The organism is Streptomyces sp. NPDC005483, from assembly GCF_040606035.1.
Taxonomy (GTDB): domain Bacteria; phylum Actinomycetota; class Actinomycetes; order Streptomycetales; family Streptomycetaceae; genus Streptomyces.
In genome coordinates this window covers 54,362-78,869 of record NZ_JBEXEA010000022.1, presented here as the reverse complement: position 1 = coordinate 78,869, position 24,508 = coordinate 54,362, and the positions used below count along the sequence as shown (strand labels likewise).

At 71.9% G+C, this 24,508-nt stretch carries 20 protein-coding genes and 2 pseudogenes; 11 read left to right on the top strand and 11 right to left on the bottom strand.

Annotated elements, in window-relative coordinates; genetic code table 11:
- Positions 1–59: 59 nt before the first annotated feature.
- The gene (locus ABZT06_RS34575; RefSeq protein WP_355750116.1) at positions 60–1,412 is read left to right on the top strand and encodes a polysaccharide lyase family 1 protein; all 1,353 of its coding nucleotides are present in this window, start codon (positions 60–62) and stop codon (positions 1,410–1,412) included.
- 76 nt (positions 1,413–1,488) lie between these two features.
- Here ABZT06_RS34575 and ABZT06_RS34570 read toward each other — a convergent pair whose 3' ends face one another.
- On the bottom strand, positions 1,489–1,965 hold the full coding sequence (locus ABZT06_RS34570; protein ID WP_355750113.1) for a hypothetical protein: 477 nt from the start codon (positions 1,963–1,965) through the stop codon (positions 1,489–1,491).
- Between the two features lie 99 nt (positions 1,966–2,064).
- A complete protein-coding gene (metG, locus tag ABZT06_RS34565) occupies positions 2,065–3,792 on the bottom strand; it encodes a methionine--tRNA ligase (protein ID WP_355750110.1) in 1,728 nt (575 codons plus the stop codon).
- A 136-nt stretch (positions 3,793–3,928) separates the two neighbouring features.
- Here metG (ABZT06_RS34565) and ABZT06_RS34560 point away from each other — a divergent pair, with 136 nt between their 5' ends.
- Positions 3,929–4,138 (top strand): type II toxin-antitoxin system VapB family antitoxin, encoded by a 210-nt coding sequence (locus ABZT06_RS34560; RefSeq protein ID WP_164312127.1) that lies wholly within the window; start codon positions 3,929–3,931, stop codon positions 4,136–4,138.
- A complete protein-coding gene (locus tag ABZT06_RS34555) occupies positions 4,135–4,554 on the top strand; it encodes a PIN domain nuclease (protein WP_355750106.1) in 420 nt (139 codons plus the stop codon). The genes ABZT06_RS34560 and ABZT06_RS34555 overlap by 4 nt, the downstream gene beginning before the upstream one ends.
- 4 nt (positions 4,555–4,558) lie before the next feature.
- Here ABZT06_RS34555 and metG (ABZT06_RS34550) read toward each other — a convergent pair whose 3' ends face one another.
- Together metG (ABZT06_RS34550) and ABZT06_RS34545 are read right to left on the bottom strand one after the other, a co-directional pair.
- On the bottom strand, positions 4,559–6,133 hold the full coding sequence (gene metG / locus ABZT06_RS34550) for a methionine--tRNA ligase (RefSeq protein WP_355750104.1): 1,575 nt from the start codon (positions 6,131–6,133) through the stop codon (positions 4,559–4,561).
- 75 nt (positions 6,134–6,208) lie between these two features.
- Entirely contained in the window at positions 6,209–8,104 is a 1,896-nt protein-coding gene (locus tag ABZT06_RS34545; RefSeq protein WP_355750101.1) for a VWA domain-containing protein, read from the bottom strand.
- 272 nt (positions 8,105–8,376) lie between these two features.
- Here ABZT06_RS34545 and ABZT06_RS34540 point away from each other — a divergent pair, with 272 nt between their 5' ends.
- Complete coding sequence (locus tag ABZT06_RS34540) at positions 8,377–10,446, top strand: PhoX family protein (RefSeq protein WP_355750098.1); 2,070 nt, start codon at positions 8,377–8,379, stop codon at positions 10,444–10,446.
- A 69-nt stretch (positions 10,447–10,515) separates the two neighbouring features.
- On the opposite strand, the gene ABZT06_RS34535 is transcribed toward ABZT06_RS34540, so the two are convergent.
- Genes ABZT06_RS34535 through ABZT06_RS34525 form a run of 3 tightly spaced genes read right to left on the bottom strand, consistent with a single transcriptional unit; the run spans position 10,516 to position 14,159 of the window.
- Positions 10,516–12,432 carry an FUSC family protein gene (locus ABZT06_RS34535; protein WP_355750095.1) on the bottom strand — a complete coding sequence of 639 codons (1,917 nt, stop codon included), beginning with the start codon at positions 12,430–12,432 and terminating at the stop codon, positions 10,516–10,518.
- Positions 12,433–12,454: 22 nt separating this feature from the next.
- Positions 12,455–13,402, bottom strand: a complete 948-nt coding sequence (locus ABZT06_RS34530; protein WP_355750092.1) for an endonuclease/exonuclease/phosphatase family protein — start codon at positions 13,400–13,402, stop codon at positions 12,455–12,457.
- 10 nt (positions 13,403–13,412) lie between these two features.
- Positions 13,413–14,159 (bottom strand): alpha/beta hydrolase, encoded by a 747-nt coding sequence (locus ABZT06_RS34525; RefSeq protein ID WP_355750089.1) that lies wholly within the window; start codon positions 14,157–14,159, stop codon positions 13,413–13,415.
- A gap of 75 nt (positions 14,160–14,234) precedes the next feature.
- Here ABZT06_RS34525 and ABZT06_RS34520 point away from each other — a divergent pair, with 75 nt between their 5' ends.
- Positions 14,235–15,563 carry a PLP-dependent aminotransferase family protein gene (locus ABZT06_RS34520; RefSeq protein ID WP_355750086.1) on the top strand — a complete coding sequence of 443 codons (1,329 nt, stop codon included), beginning with the start codon at positions 14,235–14,237 and terminating at the stop codon, positions 15,561–15,563.
- On the opposite strand, the gene ABZT06_RS34515 is transcribed toward ABZT06_RS34520, so the two are convergent.
- Positions 15,472–16,302, bottom strand: a complete 831-nt coding sequence (locus tag ABZT06_RS34515; protein WP_355750083.1) for a hypothetical protein — start codon at positions 16,300–16,302, stop codon at positions 15,472–15,474. The genes ABZT06_RS34520 and ABZT06_RS34515 overlap by 92 nt on opposite strands.
- 116 nt (positions 16,303–16,418) lie before the next feature.
- Positions 16,419–16,847, bottom strand: a complete 429-nt coding sequence (locus ABZT06_RS34510; protein ID WP_355750080.1) for a hypothetical protein — start codon at positions 16,845–16,847, stop codon at positions 16,419–16,421.
- A gap of 113 nt (positions 16,848–16,960) precedes the next feature.
- Here ABZT06_RS34510 and ABZT06_RS34505 point away from each other — a divergent pair.
- A pseudogene (locus ABZT06_RS34505) lies at positions 16,961–18,137 on the top strand (PP2C family protein-serine/threonine phosphatase).
- Between the two features lie 70 nt (positions 18,138–18,207).
- A complete protein-coding gene (locus tag ABZT06_RS34500) occupies positions 18,208–19,380 on the top strand; it encodes a hypothetical protein (protein ID WP_355750077.1) in 1,173 nt (390 codons plus the stop codon).
- On the opposite strand, the gene ABZT06_RS34495 is transcribed toward ABZT06_RS34500, so the two are convergent.
- A complete protein-coding gene (locus tag ABZT06_RS34495; protein ID WP_355750074.1) occupies positions 19,377–20,612 on the bottom strand; it encodes an amidohydrolase in 1,236 nt (411 codons plus the stop codon). The genes ABZT06_RS34500 and ABZT06_RS34495 overlap by 4 nt on opposite strands.
- 251 nt (positions 20,613–20,863) lie before the next feature.
- Between ABZT06_RS34495 and ABZT06_RS34490 the strand changes: the two are divergent.
- A pseudogene (locus ABZT06_RS34490) lies at positions 20,864–20,989 on the top strand (transposase); the annotation flags it as partial.
- A 212-nt stretch (positions 20,990–21,201) separates the two neighbouring features.
- Entirely contained in the window at positions 21,202–21,753 is a 552-nt protein-coding gene (locus ABZT06_RS34485) for a tellurite resistance TerB family protein (RefSeq protein ID WP_355750071.1), read from the top strand.
- Positions 21,754–21,820: 67 nt separating this feature from the next.
- Here ABZT06_RS34485 and ABZT06_RS34480 read toward each other — a convergent pair whose 3' ends face one another.
- Positions 21,821–22,024: a hypothetical protein gene (locus tag ABZT06_RS34480; protein WP_355750238.1), complete on the bottom strand. Its 204-nt coding sequence runs from the start codon at positions 22,022–22,024 to the stop codon at positions 21,821–21,823.
- A gap of 90 nt (positions 22,025–22,114) precedes the next feature.
- Here ABZT06_RS34480 and ABZT06_RS34475 point away from each other — a divergent pair, with 90 nt between their 5' ends.
- Positions 22,115–23,461, top strand: coding sequence for a tetratricopeptide repeat protein (locus ABZT06_RS34475; protein ID WP_355750068.1), 1,347 nt, complete (start codon positions 22,115–22,117; stop codon positions 23,459–23,461).
- A 189-nt stretch (positions 23,462–23,650) separates the two neighbouring features.
- Positions 23,651–24,472, top strand: coding sequence for a GAF and ANTAR domain-containing protein (locus ABZT06_RS34470; protein ID WP_355750065.1), 822 nt, complete (start codon positions 23,651–23,653; stop codon positions 24,470–24,472).
- Positions 24,473–24,508: the final 36 nt, after the last annotated feature.

The window sequence follows — 24,508 nt, the reverse complement described above, 5'->3', positions numbered from 1 at the left end:
GCCTTCACCGGTGCTCCACGAAACGCACATGTCCCACCGCCGCTCGTAAGGAACTCCCCGTGGCCTCTGCCTCCCACCGCCGGTCCCTCCGCAACCGCCGCACCCTGGTCGTCTCCGCCGCCGTGGTGGCCGCGGGCGTCGGCGCCGGTGCCGTCGTGATGAACGCGAACGCCCAGGCCGTGGACCTGTACCACCAGACGCTCGCCGCGAAGGACGGCTGGGCGTCCTCCGGCGCGGGCACGACCGGTGGCACCAAGGCCGACTCCGCGCACACCTTCACCGTCTCCACGCGGGCGCAGCTCGTGAAGGCGCTGGGGTCCGCGTCCGACACCACCCCGCGGATCATCAAGGTCAAGGGCACGATCGACGCCAACACCGACGACGCCGGCAAGAAGCTGACGTGCGCCAACTACGCGTCGGGGACGGGCTATTCGCTGATGTCGTACCTGAAGGCGTTCGACCCGGCGACCTACGGCCGTTCGAAGCTGCCGTCGGGCACGCAGGAGACCGCGCGGGCCGCCGCGCAGAAGAAGCAGGCCGCGAACATCGTCTTCAAGGTGCCCGCCAACACGTCGATCGTGGGCGTGCCGGGCACGAAGGCCGGGATCTCCGGCGGCATGCTCCAGATCCAGAACGTCAACAACGTCATCGTCCGCAACCTCGCCTTCTCCGCGACCGAGGACTGCTTCCCGCAGTGGGACCCGACGGACGGCGACACGGGCAACTGGAACTCCAACTACGACTCGGTGACCCTGCGCGGCGCGACCCACGTCTGGGCGGACCACAACTCGTTCACCGACGCGCCGCACCTGGACTCCACGAACCCGAAGTACTTCGGCCGTGAGTACCAGATCCACGACGGGGAGCTGGACATCACCAAGAGCTCGGACCTGGTGACCGTCTCCCGCAACCAGTTCACCAGCCACGACAAGACGATGCTGATCGGCAGCAGCGACAGCGAGCCGAGCGGCAAGCTGCGGGTGTCGATCCACCACAACGTGTGGAAGGGAATCGTCCAGCGGGCGCCGCTGTCCCGCGTCGGCCAGATCCACATCTACGACAACTTCTACGACGTGACGACGCTGAACGGCTACGCGCTGCAGTACAGCATCAACTCCCGTGCCAAGGCCCAGGTCGTCGCGGCGGACAACTACTGGAAGGTTCCGTCCACGGTGAAGGTGTCGAAGCTCCTGAGCGGTGACGGCACGGGCGCGATCGCGGGCTCCGGCAACCAGGTCAACGGCACGGTGACGGACCTGGTCGCCGCGTACAACGCCGCGTCGTCCAAGGACCTGAAGACGACGGTCAACTGGACCCCGACCCTGACGGCGGGCCTGGAGTCGTCGGCCTCCGCGGTGAAGAACCTGCCGACGGCGCTGGCCACGACGACCGGGGCGGGCGTGCTCCAGTAGCACCACAGACGCGCGAGGGCCGGGTGACCACGAGCCCCCGGCCCTCGCGCACCGAGGTGGTACCCGGCCGCACCGCTCAGGTGTCGTAGGTCCCGTCCCACGGTTCCGCGAAGGCGAGGCGGTCCGGGTAGAGCTCCGCCCACTGCTCGCCCTCGTCCTCGCGGATCACCAGGCCGAACCGGACGCCTTCGTGGGTGACGCTGAAGGGGCGGATCGCGATGTCCGTGTAGGAGCGGCGGGGCAGGCTGCGGAGCAGGGTCGCCCGGTGGACCTGGGCGCGGGTGAGGGGCGAGGCGTCGCCGCTCGGGTCGCGCTGCTGCTCCCCCCAGGTGCCGGCGCACCAGATGTCCGAGTCGCGGTAATTGCCCTCCGCGTCGAAGGTGTGCAGCACCGCATAGAGGCGTTTCTGTTCTTCCCAGCCTTCCTCGAGGTGGAATCCCTCGGGGAAGGCATAGGTGATCGACGCCAGGAACTGACCCTCCGCGTACCGCCCGATCGTCTCGGTGCGGTGCCTCGGCTCGTAGGCGACAGGAATGACACCGGGCACGGCCATGGCGCAAACCATACGGCTTGGCGCGGACACGGCGATGCCCGGGTCGGTATCCGGACTGCCCGGAAACTGCTCCGGGATCACTCCGGGAGCACTCCGTGACTACTCCGGGGAGCCGCCGAAACGCTCCTTGTACGTCTCCAGGTCCTCGTCCGTCAGCTTGGCGAAGAGGACCGGGGGGACGATGAAGGGGGTGCCGGGGGTGAGGGCGGTGAGGGCGCGGGCCTCGTCGGCGGTGACCCAGGAGGCGGTGTCGCCCTCCAGGGAGAACGCCTCACGCATGGCCTTCGCCGTCGCCGGGATGAACGGCTCCGAGACCACCGCGTACAGGTGGATCAGGTTCATCGCGGTACGCAGGGTCAGCGCGGCGCCGTCCTTGTCGGTCTTGATCTCCAGCCAGGGGGCCTTCTCCTCCAGGTAGGAGTTGCCCGCCGACCACAGGGCGCGCAGCGCCGCCGCCGCCTTGCGGAACTGGAGCGCCTCCATCTGGGACTCGTACTCCGCGAGGAGCCCGGCGATCTGCTCACCGAGCCGCGTCTCCGCCTCACCGGGCTCACCGCCCGCCGGGACCTCCTCGCCGAAGCGCTTCTTCGAGAAGGACAGGACGCGGTTGACGAAGTTGCCGAGGGTGTCGGCGAGGTCCTTGTTCACCGTCGAGGTGAAGTGCTCCCAGGTGAAGGACGAGTCGTCCGACTCGGGGGCGTTGGCGATCAGGAAGTAGCGCCAGTAGTCGGCCGGGAGGATGTCCAGGGCCTGGTCGGTGAAGACGCCGCGCTTCTGGGACGTGGAGAACTTCCCGCCGTAGTACGTCAGCCAGTTGAACGCCTTGACGTAGTCGACCTTCTTCCACGGCTCGCGCACACCGAGCTCGGTGGCCGGGAACATCACCGTGTGGAAGGGGACGTTGTCCTTCGCCATGAACTCGGTGTAGCGGACGGTGTCGTCCGCCTCGTACCACCAGGACTTCCAGTCCCGGTTCTCCGGGTCTGTGTCTCGCGCAGCGTCTGCCCACTCCTTCGTCGCGCCGATGTACTCGATCGGAGCGTCGAACCAGACGTAGAAGACCTTGCCCTCCGCCGCCAGCTCCGGCCAGGTGTCGGACGGGACGGGGACGCCCCAGTCCAGGTCACGGGTGATCGCGCGGTCGTGCAGGCCCTCGGTCAGCCACTTGCGGGCGATGGAGGAGGCCAGCTGCGGCCAGTCGTCCTCGTGCCGGGAGACCCACTCCTCGACCTCGTGCTGGAGCTTGGACTGGAGGAGGAAGAGGTGCTTGGTCTCGCGGACCTCCAGGTCGGTGGAGCCGGAGATCGCCGAGCGCGGGTTGATCAGATCGGTGGGGTCGAGGACCCGGGTGCAGTTCTCGCACTGGTCGCCGCGGGCCTTGTCGTAGCCGCAGTGGGGGCAGGTGCCCTCGACGTAGCGGTCCGGGAGGAAGCGGCCGTCGGTCGGGGAGTACACCTGGCGGATCGCCCGCTCCTCGATGAACCCGTTCTCGTTGAGGCGGCGCGCGAAGTGCTGGGTGATCTCGACGTTCTGCTCGCTGGAGCTGCGGCCGAAGTAGTCGAAGGCCAGCGCGAAGCCGTCGTAGACCGCCTTCTGCGCGTCGTGCGCCTGCGCGCAGAACTCGGCGACCGGGAGCCCCTGCTCCTTCGCGGCCAGCTCCGCCGGGGTGCCGTGTTCGTCCGTCGCGCAGATGTAGAGGACGTCGTGGCCGCGCTGGCGCAGGTAACGGGAGTAGACGTCCGCCGGGAGCATGGACCCCACCATGTTGCCCAGGTGCTTGATCCCGTTGATGTACGGAAGGGCGCTGGTGATGAGGTGTCGAGCCATCGGGGGCTGCTCCCAGGTCGCTGCCGGCTGCGGGGCCGGGCTGTCGTACGAACTCTGAAATCGTAGTCGACCGGGAGGATTGCCAGGACCGGTGGTATATATCTGATTCAGGTCGTCTATATATGGGAGGTCCGTCATGTCGAAGCTGCTCATCGAGGTCGACGACGAGGCTCTGGCGGAAGCCCAGGTCCTGCTCGGCACGAAGACCAAGAAGGACACCGTCAACACCGCGCTGCTGGAAGTCGCCAAGCGGCGCAGCCGGGCCATAGCGCTGGCCAAGCTCCGTGAGAGGGGGGCGCGCGGCGACTTCGACATCCTCCTGGACAAGAGGAACTACCGACGATGAGCGATGTCTCGTATCTGGTCGACACCTCGGCTGCCGTGCGCCTGCTCAGCAGCGATGCGTACGACGAGCAGTGGGGGCAACTGCTCGACAACGGACTGGTCGCGCTCTGCGATCTGACCGAGTTGGAGATCCTCTTCTCCGCGCGCGGCCGAGCGGACCGGGAAGGCATCCAGGAGGAACTGCGGCAACTGTTCAGCTGGACCCTCATGCCCGACGGCATCTACCAGCGTGCCCGCGAGGTTCAGCAACTCCTCACCGACAACGGGGAGTACCGTTCCGCCGGACCGGTCGACCTGCTCCTCGCCGCCACGGCCGAGCTGTCGGGCCTGACCCTGCTCCACCACGACCGGGACTTCGAGACGATCGCCGGTCGTACGGGCCAGTCGACCTCCTGGCTGGCCGAGCCCGAGTCCTGAGCCACTATGCGCTCGGCTTCTCCTCCAGGCGAGGGAAGAGCACCGCGCCCTTTGTGACGGTCGCACCGGGGCGGAGCCGGCCCCACTCGCCCGCTTCCTGGGCCTTCTGGTCCGCGAGGGCGCCCAGGGACGCCTCCGCGCCGAGGGAGTCCCAGAGTCTGCGGGAGGTGTCCGGCATGACCGGGTGGAGGAGGACCGCCACCGCGCGGAGCGACTCCGCGGCGGTGTAGAGGATGGTCGCAAGGCGCGCCCGGCCCTCCGGTGAGCCGTCCTTGGCCACCTTCCACGGCTCCTGCTCCGTGAGGTAGCCGTTGACCTGCCTCACGAAGTCGAAGACCGCGAGGATTCCGCCCTGGAAGTCCAGGTCGTCACCGATGCGCCGGTCGGCTTCGGTGGCGGCTCGCGCCAGCCCGGCCTGGATCGCCTTCTCCGCGTCGCCCGGGGCCGAGGGCTCGGGCAGTACGCCGCCGAAGTACTTGCCGACCATCGCGGCCACGCGTGACGCGAGGTTGCCGTAGTCGTTCGCCAGCTCGCTCGTATAGCGGGCGGAGAAGTCCTCCCAGGAGAACGAGCCGTCCTGGCCGAAGGCGATCGCGCGCAGGAAGTACCAGCGGTACGCGTCCACGCCGAAGTGGGAGGTCAGGTCCTGGGGTTTGATGCCCGTCAGGTTCGACTTGGACATCTTCTCGCCGCCGACCATCAGCCAGCCGTTGGCCGCTATCTTCCCGGGCAGCGGGAGGCCCTGTGCCATCAGCATCGCGGGCCAGATGATCGCGTGGAAGCGGAGGATGTCCTTGCCGACGAGGTGGACGTCGGCGGGGAAAGTGCTCTCGAACTTCGCTGGGTTCTCGTTGTAGCCGACCGCCGTCGCGTAGTTCAGCAGGGCGTCGATCCAGACGTAGATGACGTGCTTGTCGTCGAAGGGGACCGGGACGCCCCAGTCGAAGGTGGAGCGCGAGATGGAGAGGTCCTGGAGGCCCTGGCGTACGAAGTTCACGACCTCGTTGCGTGCCGACTCGGGCTGGATGAAGTCCGGGTTCGCCTCGTAGTGAGCGAGGAGCCGGTCGCCGTACCGGCTCAGCCTGAAGAAGTAGTTCTCCTCCTTGAGGAGCTCCACCGGCCTCTTGTGGATGGCGCACAGCTGCGTGCCGTCCTCGGCCTCGATGAGGTCGCCGGGCAGCTTGTACTCCTCGCAGCCGACGCAGTACGGGCCCTCGTAGCCGCCCTGGTAGATCTCGCCCTTGTCATGGAGGTCCTGGACGAACTCCTGGACACGGTCCGTGTGGCGCTTCTCGGTCGTGCGGAGGAAATCGTCGTTCGCGATCTCCAGGTGCTCCCAGAGGGGCTTCCATGCCTCCCCCACGAGCTTGTCGCACCACTCCTGCGGGCTGACGCCGTTCGCCTCGGCGGTCCGCATGATCTTCTGGCCGTGCTCGTCGGTGCCGGTGAGGAACCACACCCTCTCGCCGCGCTGACGGTGCCAGCGGGTGAGCACGTCGCCGGCGACGGTCGTATAGGCGTGGCCCAGGTGAGGAGCGTCGTTGACGTAGTAGATGGGGGTGGAGACGTAGTACGTCATGGGCGGAAGCGTACTGGCGGTACGGGAACGGGGCCCGGTGATTTCCGGGCCCCGTGATGGTGGTCGTACCGGTTACTACGGGCGCCAGTTCGCCAGGATGCCCTCGTAGATCTCCGCGTCCGTGAGTTCCTTCGGGGTCTCGCCCGCGAGGAAGTGGGACGTGTTCGCGAGCTTGAGCTTGCGGAGGTAGTCGAAGGCCTTGTTCTCCGGGTCACCGAAGGCGACGAAGGAGAAGAAGACGTTGGGGTGGGTCTTCGCCGCCTCCGTGAGGGCCTGGGTGGCGGGGGTCTTCGCGTCCGGGGCGCCGTCGGTCTGGAAGACGACCAGGGCGGGGGTGTCCGGGGACTCCTTGGTGTGGTGCGCGAGGACTTCCTCGACGGCCGCGTGGTAGCTGGTACGGCCCATGCGGCCGAGGCCGGCGTGGAGTTCGTCGATCTTGTTCTCGTGGTCGGTGAGGGTGAGCTCGCCGGTGCCGTCGAGTTCGGTGGAGAAGAAGACGACGTGGACCTTGGACTCGGGGTCCAGGTGGGCGGCGAGGGCGAGGGTCTGCTCACCGAGGGCCTGGGCGGAGCCGTCCTTGTAGTACGGGCGCATGCTCGCGGAGCGGTCCAGTACGAGGTACGTCTTCGCGGTGGTGCCGGTGAGGTCGTGAGTGGAGAGGGTGGTTTCGGCGGCGTCGTAGGCCGTGCGGAGGGTGGAGGGGACGGCCTTTGCGTTCCCACCCGCACCACCCGTGACGGTTTCGTCGTCGTCTGCGGGTGGCCCCTGTGGGGCGTCCTCGCCGTCGGCGGCCGCGGCAGTGACCTCGGCGGCCGGCTGCGGCTCGGTCTTCGGCGGTACGACCGTCTCGGGCTCCGGAGCCGCTTCGGGCTCGGCGTCGGGGGCGGCCTCGGCTGCCGGTTCCGGTTCCACGGCGGCCTCGGCCTCCGCAGCGGCTTCAGGCTCGGGCTCGACCGCCGGTTCCGCCTTCGCGGCCTGCGGCTTTGCTTCCTCCACGGCGGCCGGCTCTTCAGCGTCCGTCTTCTCGGGGGTTGCCTTGGCCTCTGCGGCCGGTTCCGCTTCTGCGGCGGGCTCCTCGGGCGCCGGTTCTTCAGCGGCGGGCGTCTCGGGGGCGGGCTCCTGGGGCGTGGCCTTCTCTGAGAGGGGCTCTTCGGAGGCGCCCGCGGCGGCCGGCTCTTCAGCGTCTCTCTTCTCGGGGGTTGCCTTGGCTGCTGCGGTCGGTTCCGCTTCTGCGGCGGGCTCCTCGGGCGCCGGCTCTTCAGCGGCGGGCGTCTCGGGGGCGGGGTCCTGGGGCGTGGCCTTCTCGGAGAGGGGCTCTTCGGAGGCGGCCACGGCGGCCGGCTCTTCAGCGTCTGTCTTCTCGGGGGTTGCCTCGGCTGTTGCGGCCGGTTCCGCTTCTGCGACGGGCTCCTCGGGCGCCGGTTCTTCAGCGGCGGGCGTCTCGGAGACGGGGTCCTTGGGCGTGGCCTTCTCGGAGGCGGCCACAGTGACCTGCTCCTCGACGGCCGGCTTCTCAGCCACCGGCTCCTCGGAAGCGCTCTTCTCGGCGACCGGCTCCTCCGCCGTCGCCTCGTCGGCGGGCTGCTGCTGGTCGGACGCCTCGGGCTCTGCCTTCGGCTCCTCGGTGGACGGTTCGGTCTCGGTCACCGGTTCCTCGGCCGACGCCGGCTCGGGCTCCGTTGCCTTCGCGTCCTCCTCCGTCGAAGCCCCCTGCGCCGGGACGGTCACCTTGTCGAAGGCGGCCGCGACCAGCTCGTGCTCGGACTCGGTGGAGAGCGTGGCGGTGCGGGGTTCGGGAACCGCGGCCGCCGCAGGTGACGGCGTCGCCGTCGGAGGGGTCGGCTCGGTCGCCGGGGACGGAAGCTTCGGTGCCGTCGCCTCCTGCGAAGGAACCGCACCCTCTGCCTCGGTGGCAGCGGCCTTGCGTGATCGGCCGCTGAACGCGTTCCGCAGGAGAGTGAGAATGCCCATGTGCGCAACCCTTCGCATGAGTTGTAGCCCGTCAATCCCTGGCCAGGACGGACACGTAAGGTTAGCGGCACCGGATTGCGATCTTGGGCAGGGGCGGGTGGTCAGAGCCCGGGGCGTCAAGACCTACTTCCGGACTTCACCCACGCGGGACGTCAACTCCGCTACGTCCACCCCGGGTTCATCCACAGTTCACCGCCCCGCCCCGCTCTCGCACGGACGCGCACCTACCGTCCGTCAAGCGAGCTTCAAGGGGAAGCAAGGGGAGAGTAAAAGTGCGCACACGGCTGCCGTTGATCAGCGCCCATCACGGGTCGAACGAGTCGCATCCTGGCGGTCGGTCCGCCCTGACCTGCCGTTTCCGGTGTGGTGACGCCTGTTTCCACCCGGCGCCCAACACCTCCGCCAACCCGTACGTCGGCGACGTCATCGCCACCGCGCTCAGCCGCCGTTCGATGATGCGTGCCGCCGCCGTCGTGACCGTCGCCGCCGCGGCCGGTACCGCGGGCACCGTCGTCACGGCCCCCTCGGCCGAAGCCGCAGCCGCAGCGGCGGCCAAGGGCAGGGCCGCCCGCGGGCTCCGGTTCACCCCCGTCGCGCCCAACACCGCCGACACCGTGACCATCCCGGCCGGCTACTCCCAGAACGTCGTCGTCCGCTGGGGCGAGCCCATCCTGCGCGGCGCCCCCGCCTTCGACCCGGACAGGCAGACCGCCGCCGCCCAGGCCGGCCAGTTCGGGTACAACAACGACTTCCTCGCGCTGCTGCCCCTCCCGGGCGAGCGCGGCCGCCAGGTGCTCGTCGCCAACCACGAGTACACCGACGAGGTCCTCATGTTCCGCGGCTACGACGCCGCGAATCCGACCCGCGAGCAGGTCGAGATCGCCTGGGCCGCGCACGGGCTGTCCGCTGTCGTCGTGGAGGAGAACAAGAGGAACGGCGCGCTCACCGTCGTACCCCGGCACCACCTCAACCGGCGCGTCACCGCCACCACCGTGTTCCGGCTGACCGGGCCCGCAGCCGGGTCCGACCTGCTGAAGACCTCCGCGGACCCGACCGGCCGGAAGGTGCTGGGCACGCTCAACAACTGCTCCGGCGGGACGACCCCCTGGGGCACCACCCTGCACGGCGAGGAGAACTTCAACCAGTACTTCGCGGGCGCCGGCCGGGCGACGGACAAGCGGTACGGGATCGGGACAGGCGCCAGCGAGCGCAAGTGGGAACGGTTCGACAAGCGGTTCGACGTCGCCCAGGAGCCCAACGAGGTCCACCGCTTCGGGTACGTCGTCGAGCTCGACCCGTACGACCCCTCCGCCGCGCCCCGCAAGCACACCGCGCTCGGCCGGTTCAAGCACGAGGGGGCGACCGTGCGGCTCACGCACGACGGGCGGCCGGTCGTGTACTCCGGGGACGACGAGCGGTTCGACTACTTCTACAAGTTCGTCGGCAGCAAGCGGATGAAGCACGGCAGCGGCAGGGCCGTGCGCGAGCACAACCTCTCGCGGCTCGACGAGGGGACGCTCTACGTCGCCCGGCTCACCGGCGACTCCCCCGCCCTCGAGATCGACGGGACCGGGAAGCTGCCCGCCGACGGGGAGTTCGACGGCAGCGGCGAGTGGATCCCGCTGGTCACCGCCACGGCGAAGGGCGCCGTGTCGCACGTCGAGGGCATGACCGCCGACGAGGTCTGCGTCTTCACCCGGCTCGCGGGCGACGAGGTCGGGGCGACCAAGATGGACCGGCCCGAGGACATCGAGCCCAACCCGCATTCCGGCAAGGTGTACGTCGCCCTCACCAACAACACCAACCGCGGTGTCGGCACCAACGCCCCCGCCGACGAGGCCAACCCCCGCAACGCGAACAAGCACGGGCACATCCTGGAGCTCAGCGAGCGCTGGAACCGGGCCGACAGCACGAGGTTCGCCTGGACGCTGTTCCTCGTCGCCGGTGACCCGCAGGACCCCGCCACCTACTTCGCCGGGTTCCCGAAGGACGACGTCAGCCCCATCTCCTGCCCCGACAACGTGGCCTTCGATCCGCACGGCAACCTGTGGATCTCCACGGACGGCAACCAGCTGGGGTCGCACGACGGGCTGTTCGGCGTGGCCACGAAGGGGGAACGGCGGGGGGAGCTGAAGCAGTTCCTGACGGTGCCGACCGGGGCGGAGACCTGCGGTCCGCTGGTGCAGGAGCGGCGGGTACTGGTGGCTGTGCAGCATCCGGGGGAGATCAGCGGGGCGAGTGTGGAGACGCCGGCGAGTACGTGGCCTGACGGGCCGGGGAAAATCGTACGGCCGGCTGTCGTTGCCGTATGGCGCAAGGATGGGGGCGGTATCGGCGTATAGCGGCTGCGGCGCCGTTGTGGCTGGTCGCGCCCACGCGGCGGAGCCGCAGATCGACACGGCCCCGCGCCCCTAGGGAGATCCGGTGATCGCCCTTGCCGCTGCGACCTCCTGCCTCAGTGGCTCCAAAACGCTGCCCGCTGGGCCTGTCAGGTCCGTGCGGACGGCGTACAGGGTCTCCACATTCCGCAAGCCGTCCGCCAACTCGCGAAGCTGGAGCACTACTTGCTCCACCTCCGCGGCGGACGGCGGAGCCGCCCCATGCCGTACCCGCACCCGCGCCGCCGTCGTCGCGTCCACGATGCGCTCCACCGCGACCACCAGCGGCCACCACGCCGCCGCCCTGCGTCCCGTGGGCGGCGGCTCGGTCAGCGCGCGCTGGAACTCCGTGCGGATGACGGACAGGTCGCGGTAGAGGCGGCGTCGCGTCCGGGCGCCCGCCGCGGGATCCCCGAACGCCGACTCCACATAGCGGGCCGTGTCCGCCACCGCCTCCGCCAACCGGTCGCCCACCCGCGTGTGCCAGCTCTCCGGCCACAGCAGATAGCCCGCGACCAGGGCGATTCCGCAGCCCATCAGGGAGTCCAGCAGGCGGGGCATCAGCAGGGCCGTGCCCTGGTGGTTGAGGACGTCCGACAACAGGAGGATCACCGGGGTGATGGCGGCCGTCTGGTAGCCGTAGCCCCGCGGGGTCAGCGCCGGGATCAGCGGGGCCAGAACCAGCATCACCGCCACGTCCCACCAGCCGCGCGGCACCTGCGAGAGCACCGCCGCCGCGACCACCAGCCCGGCCACCGTGCCCAGCGCCCGCAGCAGGGCCCGCGAGAACACCGAACCGAAGTCCGGCTTCAGCACGAAGGTGATCGTCAGGGCCACCCAGTAGGAGCGGGGCACGGGGACGCTGGAGACCAGCGCCTGGGCCAGCCCGATGCACAGGGCCAGCCTCAGCCCGTAGCGCCAGGACGCCGCCGACAGGGCCACGTTCCGTGCCGCGCGGGCGGCCCGGACGCCGAGGGCGGCCGGGCGGCCCAGGCGGTCGTCGATGCCGCGCGGGTCCACGTCCGGTACGGCGACGACCCCGGCCGCGTGGCGCAGGGCGTGGTCGACGGCTCGCGCGGTCTCCGTCATCGGGACCGGGAGCTGCAGGCCCGTCGGGCCCGTGTACCCCGTCTCCACCGCCTGCGCGAGGTGCCGTACCGCCTGAGGGATCTCCGGTGCCAGCGGTCTGCCGGACAGGTGGGCCGCCGGGGCCGCCTCCACCACGGGGGTGATGGCGTTCAACTGGGCCAGCAGACGGGTCAGTTCCGGGCTGCGACCGTGATGCCGGGCGCGCCGGGCGAGGACGAGGTCGTACGACTGGTTCAGGGACTGGGTGACGGTGTGCCGTGCCGTGTCGTACCGCGAGCGCCCGCAGGCCTCCATGAGGTCGGCCACCGTGCGGTACGTGTCCGCGACCGCCGTCCGTTCCGGCACCCCGGACCTGAGCGGCCAGGTGAGCAGGGCCAGCAGCAGGACGAGCAGCCCGCCGCCGGTCATCAGGAGCGGGGCCAGCCACCACTCGCCCGGCATCGGCAGGCCCGCGCCCACCACGGAGTTCAGCAGCAGGAGCAGGCCCGAGACGGAGGCGACCGCGCCGATCGTCGAGATCATCCCGGAGACGAGGGCGACGCCGGTGACCACCCAGACGGCGAGCCATCCCTGGCCGTACACCAGGGAGCCGAGTGTCACGCCGACCGCGCCGAACAGCTGGGGGATCGCGATGTTGAGGATCCGCATGCGGTACGCGTCCGCGGTGTCGCCGATGACTCCGGACAGGGCGCCCATGGAGGCGAGGGCGCCGTACAGGGGCCGGTCGACCCAGAGGCCGATCGCGAGGGGGAGGGTCATCGCGATCGCCGCGCGGGCCACGGCGGGCCGGTTGAGGGGTGCGTGTTGGGGTTGGAGGTTCCGGACCAGCCAGTCGGGCGGGGTGAGGCCGATGCGGGACATGGGGTCATTATGAGCACCCGGGTCAACCGGGCCCGTGCAGTGTGATGTCCACCAGCAGGGCACGGTGGTCGGTGTCCGCCAGGTCGAGGAAACGGGCGTCGCCCGCGGAGAAGTCCGCCGACACCAGCACGTGGTCGATCTGCGCGCCGATCGCCGGGGCGGTGCGGGCCGGCCAGCTGGGCGTGCGGCCGGAGCCGGCGAGGCGGGCCGCGTCGCGCAGTCCGGTGTCGAGGATCCCGCGGAAGGCCGCGTGGTCCTGGGAGGCGTTGAAGTCGCCGGCCAGGACGGTGGGTGCCTTGTCCGCGGCAGCCGCGAAGTCCCGCAGCTTCCCCAACTCTCGCCGCCACACGTCCAGTTGTCCAGGCAGTGGGGGCATCGGATGCGCGAGTTGCAGTCGTACGGCGTGACCGCGCACGTCGGCGACGGCTCCGGGCATGCCCATCGTGGCCGGAATCCCGGCGGCGGGCTTCAGGGGGAAGCGGCTGAGGATGACGGACCCTGTCGAGCCGCCGCCCTCCACGGACCGCCGGTACGGATAGCCCTGGGACAGGGACCGGCGCAGTGTCGCCGAGCAGCCGTACTCGCACTCCTCCACGAACACGACGTCCGGTTTCTCCTCGCGGACCGCGGCGACGAGGGAGTCGGTGGCCCGCCCGAACTCGACGTTCGAGGTGAGGACCTCCAGCGACGCGAGCACCCGCCCGCCCGGTTCGCTGCCCGTGCCGTAGGGCGCGATGAACCAGGCCAGCAGCCCGAGGACCACGACCGCCCAGATCGTCCCGGGCCACCACCGGGTGAGGAGGGCGAGGGCCAGCCCCGCCGCGGCGGGCGCGAGCAGCCAGGGCAGGAAGGCGAGGAGCTGGGGGACGGGGGTGATGCCGTCCGTGTCGGCGAGCCGGCAGCCCAGGATCACGCTCACGGCGGCGAAGAGCAGGGCGGCGGTCCAGATACCGAGTCTTCGGCGGGTCACCGTCCCGAGCCTACGAGCGGGCGTCGACCTTCGCCAGGAACTCTCCGAGCACGGCGTTGAACTCCCCCGCCCGTTCCAGGTTCGGCAGGTGCGCCGCCCCGTCGAAGACGCGCAGCTCCGACTCCGGGAGCACCGCGTGCATGGCCTCGGCGTCCGCGACCGGCGTGTAGGTGTCGTCGGCGCCCACGGCCACCAGTACCGGGACCGTGACCCGGGTGAGCAGCTCGCGGTATTCGGGGCGGGCGGCGCGGGCGCGCAGGGCCGCCGCGGCGGACTCCGGGCGGGTGGCCGTCATCATGCGGTGGACGTGCGCCTTGACCTCGGGGGAGGCGTACGGCGCGACCATCTTCTCCAGCACCTCGTCGGCGTACCCGTCCATACCCTCGCGCAGCAGCCGGTCCGCCGTGGCGTGCCTGACCTTCACGCCCTCGGGGGTCTCCGCCGCCGGGAAGGTGTCGGCGAGGACCAGGCCCCGGATCCGCTCAGGGAAGAGCCGGTAGCAGTCCATGACGATCTGGCCGCCCATGGACAGGCCCGCCAGCACACAGGTCCGCACGTCCCGTTCGTCCAGCAGCGCCTCGATGTCCCGCGCGAACCGCTCGAACCGCTCGACCTCCGGTAGCGCCGCCGCGGTGCCGTACCCGCGCAGGTCCGGGGCGAGAACGCGGCGGGAGGCGGAGAACGCCTCGATCTGCGGGCGCCACATCGTGTGGTCGAAGGGGTGGCCGTGGACCAGGACCAGAGGGATCGCCGTCATGACGCCGACCCTAGGTCGGCCCGACTTCTCGGTGCAATAAGATCTTTGCCCTCAGTGCAATCACAGGGGGCCTTGGTGCACGACTACCGGCGTATCGCCGACCGCATAGCCGCCGACATCACCACCGGACGGCTCCGCCCGGGCGAACGCCTGCCCCCGCAGCGGAAGTTCGCGCGCCGGCACGGGATCGCCGCGTCGACGGCGGAGCGGGCGTACGGCGAACTCGTCCGGCGGGGACTGGTCGTCGGGGAGGTGGGCCGCGGCACCTTCGTGCGGGCCACCGCGCCCGTCAGGCCCGGCAGGGGGCTCGTCGAGGACGCGGGAACGCCCGTCAACCTGGAGCTCAACTACCCGTCCGCCGAAGGCCAGTCCGAGCTGCTCGCCGCCGCCCTCGCGCCCCTGCTGCGCCCGGACGTCCTGACGGAGGCCCTCCGCCCGGCCGCCGCCACCGGCACACCGGCCGCCCGCGAGGCCTTCGCCGCCCTGCTCGCCACCCCCGGCTGGCGCCCCGACCCGTCCCGGATCCTCTTCACGGGCAACGCCCGCCAGTCCGTCGCCGCCGCCCTCGCCTCCCTGGTGCGGCCGGGCGGCCGGGTCGGCGTCGAGGAGCTGACGTATCCCGTGGTCAAGGACATCGCGGCCCGGCTCGGCAGCACGCTGGTACCGCTGGCGACGGACGAGGACGGCCTGCGTCCCGAGGCGGTGGCCGCCGCCCACCGCACCGCTCCCCTGTCGGCCCTCTACGTCCAGCCGACCCTGCACAATCCGACGTCCGTCACCATGAGCGCCGGGCGGAGGCGTCAACTCGCCGCCGTCGTGGATGACTTGGGCATCCCCGTGGTGGAGGACCGCATCTGGTCGTTCCTGGCGGAGGCCGACGACCCCTTCGCCGTGCACGCCCCCGCCCTCACCCACGTCGTCGACGGACTGTCCAAGCGGGTCGCGCCCGGGCTCACCGTCGGCTTTCTCGTCGTACCGGAAGAGCGGGTGGACGCGGTGGCGGACGCCGTCCGCTCCGGTGGGTGGAGTGCGGGGCGGTTCGCGCTGGAGGCCGGGGCGCGGTGGACGGTGGACGGGACCGTGGCGCGGCTGGTCGCCGGGAAGCGGGCCGACGCGGCGCGCAGGCAGCGGGTACTGGCCGACTGCCTGGAGGGGTTCGCCGTACGGTCCGATCCGCGCGCCTACTACGCCTGGTGGGAACTCCCGGTCCCCTGGCGGGCGGACACCTTCACCGCCGCCGCAGCGGCGCTCGGTATCGCGCTCACACCCGGGCCCTCCTTCGCCGTCGACCCGAACCGCACCCCGGACGCGGTCAGGCTCGGGCTCGCGTCGGCCGCTGTGCCGGATCTGGAACGGGCACTGCGGACCCTCGCGGGCCTCGCGGCAAGCCGTACCGGCCGGTGAACCAGCAGGTCAGAGCCACCGCAAGGCCGACGGCCACCAGCAGCCAGGAGACCGTGCGCAAGGTGTCCGTCAGGGCGTCGTAGACGGCGCCCGCGGCCGGGCGGCGCACCGGGTCGGGCAGGTCGGTCAGGGTGAGATGGCGGCCCACGGCGACGGCGAGGCCCAGCAGCGCGCCGCCGAGCGCCGTGCCGAGGGCGGTGGCGGTGAGGGCGCGGCGGCGGCAGGCGGCGACCGCGATGCCGGCGACGGCGAGGACGGCGGCCGCGACGGGCAGCCAGAAACCGGCGACTTCGAGCACGTCGTAGCCCTTCCGGAGACGGTCCAGTGCGGAGGCCGGGAGCACGGCGACCTCGGTGCGGGGCGGGGTGACCCGGTGCTCCACCCGGGCGGCGAGGGGGGCGATGTCCACGGTCACCTCGTGGTGGCCGCCCTCCCGGACGGCCCTCAACACCGCTTGGTGGACCGCCCGGTTGCCCTCGTCCCACGCGGTGCCGAAGGCCCGGGTCCGGACGAAGGTGCGGACGAACGGCCGTACCGGCTCGCCGACCTCGCCCTCCACCGCGTCCGCGACGCTGTCCCGCACGGCGGGGTCGGTGGCGAGCGGTGCCATCGCCGTGACGTACCGGCCCGTGTCGGCGAGGCCGTACGCCGCCCAGGCCGCCAGCGCGCCGAAGGGCACCAGAAGGCAGGCCAGGGCGATCAGGGCGGCCGACAGGGCGCCACGGAGACGGGAGGTCACCCTCCCAGGCAAAACCGTCGCGGGCGGACGCGCGAGCCGTGGAGCCGGGGATTGCGCCCTCCGAGGGAGGATTCACTCGAACGCGGGTGTCTCACGGGGCGGCCCCCACGCGCCCGTCAGCGGATGCGGTTCCCCTCGCCGTCCTCGTGCGTGTAGTAGCGGTAGAAGAACACGACGAAGATCCCCGCCGCGACCGCGAGTCCGAGGGCCGTCGAGCGCAGCACGCTCTCTCCGGTCTGGCTGTACAGGAACCCGACGGCCACCCCGGCGAAGCCGGACTTCACGGCCGAGTGCAGTTCCCGCTTCAGCAGCGGGGCGAACGTCGCCACGGCAATGCACAGCACGATGAACGCGACCGCGGTGACACAGCCGAACAGCACGTTCCACCCGGTGATCGGCCCGCCGTCACGGCGGTTGGCCGCGGCCCAGTAACCGTAGACCAGCCCGAGCACCACCGGGATGCCGTACCTGGCGGCCAGGTGCACCCTGGCACTGAAGACATCGGGTGTCCGGGCGAACCCGCCCGCGGGTGCCGCATGAGCCATGAGAGCACTCCTCTCTCTGCACCCCGATACGCCCCCGACTACCAGAGCACACCTGCGAAGGGGCCCTGGCAAGTCGAATGGCGGCGAGAAGGCCACCGTGTTTCGCCGGCCCCATGAGCGGTGTCGGCCGGGGACAGGTGCTCCGCGTCCGCGGCCGCACCGTCGCCTGGGTGCCGCCTCTCCTGCTGCTCGTCGCGATCACCGTGATCGACTACAACACGGCCGCCGAGTTCCGGATGATCTCCTGGGTCGTCCTGGTCCCCGGCATCGCGGCCGCGATCTGCGAGGTCCCCGCCACCGCCGTCTTCGCCGCGCTCGCCCTGGTCACCTACGTCGTCGCCGACAGCTCCTGGCCGCACCAGTACCAGTCCGGCCCCCGACTTCTCCCCCACGCTCGAACAACCTCGCGCGGGAGGTGCCCCCTGGTCGCCGTGGGCGGCATCCTGGCCGTCCTGGCCTGCGCGGTACAGCTGCGCGGTGAGCGCAGCATGCTGCACATGCGGGATGTCGCCGACACCACCCGCCGTACCGTGCTGCGCCCGCTCCCGCCGGTGTGGGGCTGCCTGGAGCACGCCGAGGTGTATCTCGCCGCCGACAGCGAGGCCCGCGTCGGCGGCGACTTCTACGACATCCAGCCCGGCCCGCACGGCACCCGCGTGCTCGTCGGAGACGTCCAGGGCAAGGGGCTCGGCGCGGTCGAGGCGGCCGCCGCGCTGCTCGGCACGTTCCGTGAGGCGGCGTACCACGAACCCGCGCTCGCGACGGTCGCCGAGCGGCTGGAGATCCGGGTGCGCCGGCACGGCGGCCATGTCACCGCGCTCGGCCGCGACGACGGCGACCGCTTCGCCACCGCCGTCCTGCTCGGCTTCCCGGAGGCCGACACCGGCGTGGTGGAGGCCATGGTCTTCGGCCACGAACCGCCGCTGGTGGTCGGCCCGTCGGGCGTACGGCCGCTGCTCGCCGCCGACGGGCTCCCGCTGGGCCTCACCGCCCTGTCCGCCGACGACCCGCCGCCCGTCCACCGCGTCCCCCTGCCCCGGCGAGACCGTCCTGCTGACCAGCGACGGCGTCACCGAGGCCCGCGACCCCGCCGGGGAGTTCTACGCTCTCGCCGACGAGGTGGCCCGCGCCCTCGCCGCCGACCCACGTGCCGTCGAACCCCGCCGTCTGGTGGCCCTCGTCCGCGACGGCACCCTCGGGCACTGCGGCGGACGACTGCTCGACGACACCACCGTCTTCGCGGTGTGCAGGGCCGACGAGCGGGCAGGAAAGGGACGTTTGCCGTCCTGAGAACTCCCCTTGGCAGCCGCAGCGGTTACCGTGCTGCCGTAAGTGATCGACGGGGGATGGGGAGGGACCGATGCCCGGGACCGTGCTGCTGCTCGCCGCCTCACCGGTGGGCAAGAGCCGTCTGGTGGACGCGGCGTCCGCGCTTCCCGTCCTCGCGGCGGTGCCGCCGGCCGTGCTCTCCGGCACCGACACCGCCAACGTCGTCGAGCTCGCCGACCCGCTGGAACCGCAGGCCGTACTCACCCGCCTGCGGGCCGTCGCGGCCACCCCGGGCCCGCTCACCGTGTTCGTCGCCGGCCAGCTCGCCCTGGACCGCCGCCAGCACCTGCCCCACCTGGCGCTGGCCCGCACCACCCCGGCCACCGTGCGCTACACCGCGCTGCCCTGGCAGTGGATCCGCGAGGAGTTCCGGCTGCGGTCCCCGGGTTCGACGACGCTCTTCCTCGACCTGCACGCCGACGCCGACACATGGGGATGGCTGCGGACGCACGCGCTCGACTCCGGCCGCAACAACGCGGTGTTCGGGCGGATCGCGCCGCCGCCGTCGCGCCGTACGGTGGCCGTGCCGGCGTACATGAAGACGATCGCGACGATTCTGCGCAGTGGGTACCGGCCCGCCGAACCGGAGTTGCACCAGCAGGCGTTCGGGCGGCTGGGCAGCGACGCGTACGGGGACCTGGTGCTGACCGTGCCGTCGGTACCGGCGGCCGCACCGGGCGGCTTCGCTCCCGTACCCCCGCACCGGCCTGAACGGCCTCGTCCTCAGACTCCCCCGGAGCAGCGGGTGGTTCCGGCACAGCCTCCCCAGCAGGAGCCCGTGGACCCCCACACCTACATCACCGCCGCCGTCCAGGCCGGCCGGCACAAGGACGCCGAAGCCGTCGCCGCCGCGCACGAGCAGGCCGCCACCCGCGCTCACGGCCCCGCCTCCGAGCAGGCCCTGCACTGGTCCGAGGTCAGGGCGGATCTCGCCATGTTCGCCAGGGACTCGGCGCGCAGCTGCCGGATCTGGCTGACGGTGGCCGAGACCCGGCTGGCCGCAGGGCAGGCCCCGGACTCGCCGGCCGTGGAGAAGGCCGTCGACCGGGCCCACCACCAGTGGGGCCAGGTACGCGACAAGTCCCGGGCCCAGGAACTCGGCGCGCCGCTCGCCCAGTTGCGCACCCGCGTCCCGGGCCGCCGTCCCGGCGCACTGGAGAACGTGCGGAAGCAGTTGCGGGAGCTGCAGGCGACGCCGTTCTAGCCGAGCATCGCCAGCGCCCCCGACACCAGCGTCCGCACCCCCGGTGCCACCGTCGACAGGTCCGGGGCGAAGTGCGGGCTGTGGTTGCTGGGGACGGCGTCGAACTTCTCCATCAGGTCGGCGCCCGGCGCCGCGTCCCACACAGCAGCAGGCGTGGAGGTCACGAACCAGTAGGAGTACGGGAGTTCGCCGGGCGCGAGCAGGGAGAAGTCCTCGCTGCCCATCGCCGGGCCGGAGTCGAAGACGGTGGCGTCGCCGAAGACCTCGCGGTGCACGGCGGCGATCCGGTGGTCGGTCTCAGAGTCGTTGACCGTCACCGGGAACGAGCCGCCCAGGGTCACCTCGGGCTCGCGCGGGCAGCCCGCCGCATGACACTCGCCCTCGGCGATCCGGCGGATCGCGGCGAGCATCCGGTCCCGGACCGCCTCGGACTGGGTGCGCAGGTTGAGGGAGATGCGGGCGGTGGCGGGGATGATGTTCGCCGCCGTGCCCGCCTCGATCCGGCCGACGGTCAGCACGGCCGACTCACGCGGCTTGATCTCCCGGCTGACGACCGTCTGGAGCCGTGTGACGAGGTAGGCGGCCGTGACGACCGGGTCGACCGTCGTCTCGGGGCGTGAGCCGTGCCCGCCCCGGCCGTGCACCACGATCTCGACATCCGTCGTCGCCGACATGATCAGACCGGGCACGTGCGGGTACAGCCCGGCGGGCCCCGGCACGGCATGCTGGCCGAGCAGCACGTCCGGGCGCGGGAAACGGTCGTAGAGCCCGTCGGCGACCATCGCGGCCGCCCCGCCGCCGGTCTCCTCGGCGGGCTGGCCCACCAGGAGCAGCGTCCCGGACCAGGCGTCCCGGCCCTCCGCGAGCGCGCTCGCCGCCCCCGCGAGCCAGGTCACATGCAGGTCGTGTCCGCAGGCGTGCATCATCCCGGGCGTCCGGGAGGCGTACGGCAGCCCGGTCCGCTCCTCGACCGGCAGCGCGTCCATGTCGGCGCGCAGCAGGACGGTGGGCCCGTCGCCGTTGCGCAGGACACCCACGACACCGGTGCCGCCGACGCCCTCGGCCGTCTCGAACCCGGCCGCCTTCAGTCGCTCGGCGAGCCGGGCCGCGGTGCGGTGCTCCTGGAACGACGGCTCGGGGTGGCGGTGCAGGTCCCGGTAGAAGTCCTCCAGGCCGGGGACCGGGAGGTCGGCGGTGAGCTCCAGCGCGGTACGGGCGGCGGCAGACGTCATGCGGGCAGCGTAGGCGCCGGGCCCGGCACCCGCGGGGCATGGGCGCGAGGGGGCCCGCCCCCGCATCCCCGGACCACTGACCACGGGCCCCGCATCCCCGGACCACTGACCACGGGAGGGCCCCGCATCCCCGGATCACGGGCCCCGGACGCGGGACCCCGGGCCCCGGGCCCCGGCCCCGGGCTGGCCCCGGACCACGGGCCCCGGACGCGGGACCCCGGGCCCCGGACCACGGGCCCCGGACTCCGGACCCCGGGCCACGGACACGATCCGTGCCGCTCGGACGCGGAGCGCACGCGGGTGACCAGAACGCCCCACACCGTCCGGGGCGTTCGGCCGAGCACGAGACCTGGCAACAGAACTCACCCCCGCTCAGTCACCAGGAACGGTTCAGGACGCCTGCGCCGGCGCTGCCCGCCATGCCGACGGGCCAGGGCGGCGGCGCTGCCGATCACGAGGGCTGCCTTCCCGAGGCGGGATTCCCGACGCCGGGTACCGGGAGATCTGCTGAGGTGACTTGGTGGAACCTTTACCCGTGCGTGTCCGTTGACCGGATGAGATCACTCAGACGAGTACCGAGGTGACGTCAATGGCACTGTTCGACCGGCTCAAGGACCAGGCCAAGAATCTGCAGCAGCAGGCGCAGGGCGGGCGCGGCACGAACACTGGCGGGCACGGACAGGGCAGCTCGCGCGGCGGTTCGCGCGCCCAGCTCGTCGGCGTGCTGAAGACCCAGCTCGGCTCCCTGAAGACCGAGCTGAAGAGCGGTGCCTACCGGGACGCCAGCATGGCGATGTGCGCCCTGGTCGCGGCCGCGGACGGCCAGGTGGACGCGGCCGAGATGCAGCAGATGGAGTCCCTGATCCTCAGCAACGAGGTGCTGCAGAACTTCCCGCCGGAGCAGCTGCGCACCCGCTTCCACAAGCATGTGGACCAGCTGACCCGCAACTTCCCGCAGGGCAAGGCCGAGGCGCTCCAGGAGATCGCCAAGGCCGCCAAGAAGCCCACCGAGGCGCGCGCGGTGATCCAGACCGGCATCGTCATCGCCGGCGCCGACGGTCACTTCTCCCAGGCGGAACAGGCGGTCCTGAGGGAGGCCTGCGCGGCCCTCGGCGTCCCGCCGGCGGAGTTCCAGCTCTGAGCTCCACGGCCCCAGGAACGAAGCACCGGCCCGGAGACCGACGGGAGAGGACGGTCCCGGGCCGGTCTCATTCCGAGGTGTGTCCGGTGACCTGCTGGACCTGACGGGCCTGCTCGGCCGGCCGCACCGCCGCCTTCGCGGGCCCCGCGTTGGCCGCGAGGACCAGGGTGGCCACGGCCACGACCGCGGCGGCGAACCCCCTGGCGTAGCGCGCGGTGGTGCTGGTGCGTTCGAGCACGGCGACCTCGCAGCGGTGGCGGTGAGTACCCATGGCGGTGACGGTGTATTAAGCAGGGTTAATACACCGTTTAACCTAGGGGCTGCGGGAGCCGAACGGCAAGAGGGGCTTGGGGAGTTGGCCATGTCGGAGCGGGACGACCCGGGCGTCATCGGGCGCCGGGTGCAGCAGCTGCGGGTCGACCGCGGGCTGACGCAGAAACAGCTGGCCGAACCGGCCTACACACCGGCCTACATCTCCACCCTGGAGTCCGGGCGGGTACGGCCCTCCGACGACGCGCTCCGGCATCTCGCCGACCGCCTCGGCGTCGGCTTCGAGGAACTGGCGACCGGCCGTCCGGCCCGTCTCGTCACCGATCTGCGGCTCCGCCTCACCGAGGCCCAGCGCACCCTCGCCACCGGGGAGGCCGAGGAGTCCGCCACGCAGTACGCCGCTCTGCTCGCCGAGGCCGACACGCTCGACCTCGCCGAGGTGCGGGCCGCCGCCCTGCTCGGGCTCGGGGAGTGCGCGGTGGAGACGGGCGAACTCGGCGCCGCGCGGCAGTACTTCGAGCGAGCGGAGAAGGCACTCGGCGACGACGTGCCCCTGCCCGCCCGGGTCCCCGCCCTGCGCGGACGCGCCCTCTCCCACTACCTCACCGGTGAACTCCGCTACTCCGTCTACCTGCTGGAATCCACCATCGACGAGCTCAACCGCGGTGGCCTCCACGACCCCGACGCCCTGCTCCTCCTCTACGCGAGCGTCATCGGCCCCTACATGGACATGGGCGCCCACGCGCGCGCCGCCCAGGCAGCCGAACTCGCCCTCGCCCTCGCCCCGCGGTCCGGCGACCCCGCCCTCGTCGCCCGGATGCACCGCTCCGTCGCCCGCACCCTGCTCGCCGAGGGCCGCCTCGCCGAGGCCGACGCCTCCCTCGCCAAGGCCGCCGAACTGTACCGGCAGCTCCAGATCCGCACCGAACTCGCCAACTGCCACTGGATGCGCGGATACGTCTACGCCCAGAACGGCGAACTGGAGCGCGCCGAGGCCGAGTTGAGGCAGGCCCTCGCCATGCTCTCCGCCAAGCGGGCCGCCCTCTACTCCAGCCAGGCCGCCGTCGAACTCGCCGACGTGCTGCACCGGCGCGGCAAGTCCGACGAGGCCGCCGCCCTTCTCCACGACGTGCTCAGCGACCTCAGCTCCGAACGCGGCGCCCTGCACTCCGCCGCCGCCCACCGCCTCCTCGGGATCATCGCCGAGGACGCCCGCGACACCGAGGCCGCCGAGGAGCACTACGTCCGCGCCCTGAGCCTCCTGGAGCGGGCCGGCGCCGCCGGTGACCTGGCCGACCTGTGCCGGCTGCTGGGCGATCTGCTGCGCCGTACGGGAAGGGTCGAGGCGGCACTGGACGCGTACCGCACGGGCCTCGGGCACCGTACGGCCCCCGGCACCACCACCCTCGGCCCCGCACCCGCACAGCCCCCTCTGTGACGGCCCGCGCACAGGTGTGCCCGGTGGCCTGCCCGGCCGCCCCCGGAAGGTCCCCGGCGTTTCGCCCCGGGGACGAGGGGTAGCCGGGCGGTGCCCCTGGGCGGTACGCCAAGAGCGGCGCCCCCCCCCGCTCCCGGTGAGCCTGCCCGGGGGCCGACGACGGACAGCCCCGCTCTGGCGAAGGAGGCGGTGACCGTGCGGCCCAGGGACGCCCGCGGCGACGCCCACGGCGACGAGCCCGGTCCGTTCCCCGGGGCGGGCGGCGACTCCGGCGCCGACTCCTTCGCACCCCAACCCCCGCGGGACCACGACGTGCGGGCCTCCGATGTGATCGCGGCCGGGGTGCGGGGCGCCGACCCCGCGGAGATCCCGGGCAAGCTGTGCGTGGCCGCGTGTGAGCTGCTGCCGGTGGCCGGCGCGAGCGTGTCGCTGCGCAGCGACGGCATGCCCGTCCAGCTCAGTGCCAGCAGTGAACGGGCCGCTCAACTGTCGGACATCCAGGCCACCTTGGGGGACGGGCCCTGCACGGCCGCCGCGGCGACCGGCGCCGTCGTGGTCGCCACCGATCTGACGTCAGGCCGGGACGTGGGCCGCTGGCCGGTCTTCGCCCAGGAGGCCACCGCCGCCGGTATACGGGCGGTGTACTCGATGCCGCTCGGCAACGACACGGTGTGCGTGGGCACCCTCGACCTCTACCGCGACGTCCCCGGTGAGCTCACCCGGCGTGAACTGCGCGTCGCCGAGCTGGTGGCCGGTGTCATGACGGTGGCCCTGACGGCCCTGTCCCGGGGCGAGGAGAGCGGCCCCGACGGCGACGACCTCTGGCTCAGCGGCCTGGCCGCCGCGCACGACGAGGTGTACCAGGCCGTCGGCATGATCATGGTGCAGCTCGGCGTCGACTCGGACGAGGCCCTGGCCCGGCTGCGCGCGAACGCCTTCGCGCACAGCCGCAGCGCGCTCGACGTGGCGCACGACGTGGTCCGGCACCGGAAGCGGTTCGGCCGGGACTGACGGCTCGCGGACGGCTCCCGGACGCCTCACGGACCG